Origin of the sequence: Autumnicola edwardsiae, assembly GCF_031846505.1 — a bacterium.
GTDB lineage: Bacteria > Bacteroidota > Bacteroidia > Flavobacteriales > Flavobacteriaceae > Autumnicola > Autumnicola edwardsiae.
The window spans coordinates 1-4,083 of record NZ_JAVRHP010000157.1; the positions used below are offsets into that span (position 1 = coordinate 1).

Sequence of the window (4,083 nt, forward strand, 5' to 3'; positions counted from 1 at the left end):
TTTCTAAGGGTCGACTAACTAATAAAATTAGATCACGTGACAACTGCATCCCTTAATAAAAATGCTTTATTTCATGGAAGTTGTTTTGCTCTTATAACCACCGCCTTTTCCTTCTCTATTAGGACAGGGATACTTCCACAATTGGGAGAAGAATTTGACCTTTCTGCAGAACAACTTGGATTCATTAATTCTATGTGGGTCCTGGGGATGCCCATTTCAATGATTATTGGAGGCTGGTGTATCATACTTTCGGACCGAAAAATATAATGACAGTAGCTTTTGTAGCCCATACACTGGGAATAATACTAACGATTTATGCAGGGTGATAATACGGCTTACTAATATCTACACACACTCTTTATCGGTTTTGGTAATGGATGTACAGAAGCGGCCTGTAACCCTATGATTGCAGCTATGTATTCTGGTGTTAAAATGAATAAAATGCTGAACAGGTTTCATATGTGGTTTCCGGGAGGGATTTTCCTTGGATCTCTCATATCAAAGTTCATGACAGATTTTGGGTTTACCTGGGAGACTCAAATTTGGATTATTATGGCGCCAACTGTTATTTACGCTTTTCTGTTCTTTGGAAAAACTTTTCCGGAGCCCCAGGAGGAAGGAGCTTCATCTCTTAAAAGAAAACTTTAGAGCAATGCTGAGTCCGTTTTACATCTTTCTTTTTGTATGTATGGCACTTACAGTCCTCGTAAGTCTGAAAAGGAAAATTTCACTTGATTTGTGTGATATTAAGAATAGAAGGGCCAAAGGCACTTCTATAGAAGCGAAACAAATAAATCATTACCTGGATTCTACAAAATCTAAATTATTCCAATGTTATCAGGATTTAACCTCTAAGGCAAGTTAATTACGGCTAAGCTAATTAAGGCTACCTATCTGGGGGAAGATGAAAACTCTCAATAACTCCAAAATCTTATTGACTACCATTCCCGGAAAATAGAGCACACCCTGGCTCCAGGAATTATTAAGAATTTTAAAATTACTGAAAGATATATTGGGGGATGATCAGAAGTATTACGATCCCGGGGAACCTGGATCTCCGATTCCCCAAAGGAAGTACGGACCTTCTTTTGACCATAGCCATTACGGGTGTTGGGATTGTCGGATTTCCGATTTTTATCATAGCCATGATGATCATCAAGTTCTCCCTCGAGCATCTTTTCAATGCCTCGTTTTTGCAGATCCTTTAAAAATCCGTTGAGTCCTTTTCCGTTTCTGAACTGCTTCAAAAATTCATCGCTAAATAAATCCTCTTTTTTCATTTACACAGTTTATGAGATAGTCCTTTCTTGTTGTTCTTTTATGGTGATAATTCGATCTGAATGAAATTAATAAATAAAGCTATTCAGACAGAATTTATTTTACACCCTCGTGCAATATATTTTATAGAATAAATTCGTCTATCAAATATCTTTTCGTAGGATGAACAATAAAACAATTTCTAACCCCATTATCTATTTTTCTTTGGATACTATTTACTTTTTTAAGGCCATTTCCGATGTGATTATAAAATTCATATTGATGTTCTAACATAACTTTTTCAAGTTGACTTTCAATTCTGTCGAATAATATTTCGCATATAATAATCGGTTTAAATTTACCGATTGTTAATGAACCGTTTTTTAAAACTAAATCTTCACAGCCTTCCGTATCCAATTTCATTAGGTCAATATTCGTAATTTTTTTTTTTAGCACAAAGCTGTCCAAAGTGTCAGAATTAATTTTCGTTATAATTGATTTAAGATTTGGTTTAGTTCCAATATTATGTTCTCCTGATAAGTTATAAATTGTTGGATATTTTCGATTTCTAATTTCACAAAAATCTATTTGACCTGTTTTATCAGACAATGCCAAATAGTTTACGTTTATTCTATCACTTAAATAATTTATTTTTACATTTTCTGAAAGATAAATCATTGAGCCTGTGGAAGGTTCAAAAGCTTCTACTTTTAAGTTTTTATTTACGTTTGCTCCCAGAATACTAAAATATCCAATGCTCGAGCCAATGTCGAAAAAGTTATTAACTTTTTGGATTAATTTTATAAAAATAGGTGTGTATTCATAGTTTTGACTTCCTTTCCAGAAAAGTTCTCTCGTAACATAACTTGTCTGGTTGGTTTTTAGTTTAAATGAATTGTGATTTTTAACTCTTACATTAATTAAACCAGCAGGATGGATTTTTACCTTTTCAGGTAGTATTGGTGATAAAAAATAATTTAAATTTCTTATAACCTGATTAATTTTGGGATCATAAATAATTGAGTAGAGCAGGTCCATTTATCTTGGTTTTTAATATTCTTACAAACGTCAAATTTTGTTATTGATAATCAATTAGTTGCAATCTTTAAAAATTGCTCCTATTTCCCTTTTCGCTCTGTCCATTTTCTTTGACGTTAGCCGAAGAAATTAATGGAGTTTCTTCATATAGAGAAGGTTGCACAACGTTCCGTGTAAAACCAGTGCGGCGATTGCCGGCGATGATTTTCCGCAGGAAAATCAGACGCAGCAAGTACGCCAAGTGTTTCGATTTGAGACAGGTTTTAGCATTGTTTTTATATGTTGTTACCCAAAGTTGTAATTTCCCTAATTCACTAAACTTCCCCATTCCGTCCAAGAGCCGTCATAAAGAGATTTTTTATTATTGAGAATTAATTCACTCGCCAAATACACAATACAGGCAGTTACTCCAGATCCGCAACTGAAAACCAATTTTTTAGATTCATTATCTATATCTTTAAATACTAATCTCAATTGATTTTTTTCCTTAAATTTTCCATTTTCAAGAACATCTTGAAAAGGAATATTAATTGAATTAGGTATGTTTCCACTTCTCAATCCTTCTCTAGGTTCAGCGATAACTCCATTAAATCGGTCTTGATTTCGTGCATCAATTATAAGTGCATTTTTCTTAATCAAATTTTTCTTTATGAAATCGAAATCCGAAATCATTTCTTTCCGGAAATTTGAAGTAAAATTCCCTAATTCTATATTTGAGGCGTAATTAGTTTTAGTTGGTAGTCCGCCATTTAAAACAGAAACATCATTGTGTCCCATAACATTAAACATCCACCAAACTCTTGGACTAGTATAAACTCCTAAATTATCATAAACTATTATTTCACTTGAATTACTAATACCTAACTTTCTGCAATTCTCTGAAAATTGTTCTGAAGTGGGAAGTGTATTTGGATAATTTGATCCTGGATCACTGAAATCATTCTTTAGGTCAAAATATCTAGCACCTTCAATTTTTTCATTTCCATAGTTCGAATTTAAACCAGCCTTGTTTGACTTTGGGCTGCAGTCTAAAATTATTAGATTTTGATTCTCTAATTTATCCTTTAATTGTTTAGCACCTATGATCGGAAAATTCATTAGAACAAAATATTGTTTTCAATTTTGGGTAACGTTTTGTTAATAGCAATATTACTGTTATTCTATTACGTCTGTTACAAATGTAAGGGATTTTTTATGTTAAATTAAACGTTAGTGGCAACGTGTGTGTAAATTTCTCTTGATTTTGTGCTGCTGTGTCCTAGAAGAACCTGAATATATCTAATATCGATTCCGCTTTCGAATATGCGTGGCAAAGGAATACCGGAGCATGTGGGTAGTACCTTCTTCTTAATTTTGAAAGGACCTGTGGCAACTTGTTTCTTTTCGAGGTCTTTCTATATCCTAGAACCTGTAGGGGATTTCAAGGACCACCTCAGACAAAAACTTAATTGAATTTATGGCTAGGTTGACCGAAGAATTTGAAAGATCATCCCGAATAACTTATTTAAATATTTCCCGTCTGGGGCTCCTTTTTTTTGATAACTCACAAAGTCTTGAATAAAAACAAGCCGAGCTGGCGAGCGCGATTGTCCGCAAGTTCCGACCGAAAGAACAGCGGTAGCACAATCAGGCGTTGCAAGCAAGGACTTACGATTCGACACAGGTTTAGGCATCTTAAGTTTGATTTCTTAACTTTTACTTACTAATCAGAAAGAACAAAAGAGAGGATTAAGGTTATTTTAAACCTGAGTTCGATTAAAAAATAGCCAGCTGTTGTGTCTGGAGAGT

Annotated in this window: 5 protein-coding genes and 2 pseudogenes; 3 read left to right on the top strand and 4 right to left on the bottom strand. The window is 33.9% G+C overall.

The window, feature by feature from the left end:
* Positions 1-36 precede the first annotated feature (36 nt).
* From RM529_RS16150 to RM529_RS18260, 3 genes are all read left to right on the top strand, one after another.
* Entirely contained in the window at positions 37-267 is a 231-nt protein-coding gene (locus RM529_RS16150) for a hypothetical protein (RefSeq protein ID WP_311485776.1), read from the top strand.
* Positions 268-414: 147 nt separating this feature from the next.
* The gene (locus tag RM529_RS16155; RefSeq protein ID WP_311485780.1) at positions 415-648 is read left to right on the top strand and encodes a hypothetical protein; all 234 of its coding nucleotides are present in this window, start codon (positions 415-417) and stop codon (positions 646-648) included.
* A 40-nt stretch (positions 649-688) separates the two neighbouring features.
* The gene (locus tag RM529_RS18260) at positions 689-865 is read left to right on the top strand and encodes a hypothetical protein (protein WP_489752742.1); all 177 of its coding nucleotides are present in this window, start codon (positions 689-691) and stop codon (positions 863-865) included.
* Between the two features lie 145 nt (positions 866-1,010).
* On the opposite strand, the pseudogene RM529_RS16160 reads toward RM529_RS18260, so the two are convergent.
* The 4 genes and pseudogenes from RM529_RS16160 to RM529_RS18175 all read right to left on the bottom strand — a co-directional run.
* Positions 1,011-1,280 (bottom strand): annotated as a pseudogene (locus RM529_RS16160) (transposase); the annotation flags it as partial.
* A 121-nt stretch (positions 1,281-1,401) separates the two neighbouring features.
* Positions 1,402-2,295 carry an FkbM family methyltransferase gene (locus RM529_RS16165; protein ID WP_311485778.1) on the bottom strand — a complete coding sequence of 298 codons (894 nt, stop codon included), beginning with the start codon at positions 2,293-2,295 and terminating at the stop codon, positions 1,402-1,404.
* Positions 2,296-2,601: 306 nt separating this feature from the next.
* Positions 2,602-3,393, bottom strand: coding sequence for a sulfurtransferase (locus tag RM529_RS16170; protein ID WP_311485779.1), 792 nt, complete (start codon positions 3,391-3,393; stop codon positions 2,602-2,604).
* A gap of 104 nt (positions 3,394-3,497) precedes the next feature.
* Positions 3,498-3,633, bottom strand: a pseudogene (locus tag RM529_RS18175) (tyrosine-type recombinase/integrase); the annotation flags it as partial.
* Positions 3,634-4,083 lie beyond the last annotated feature (450 nt).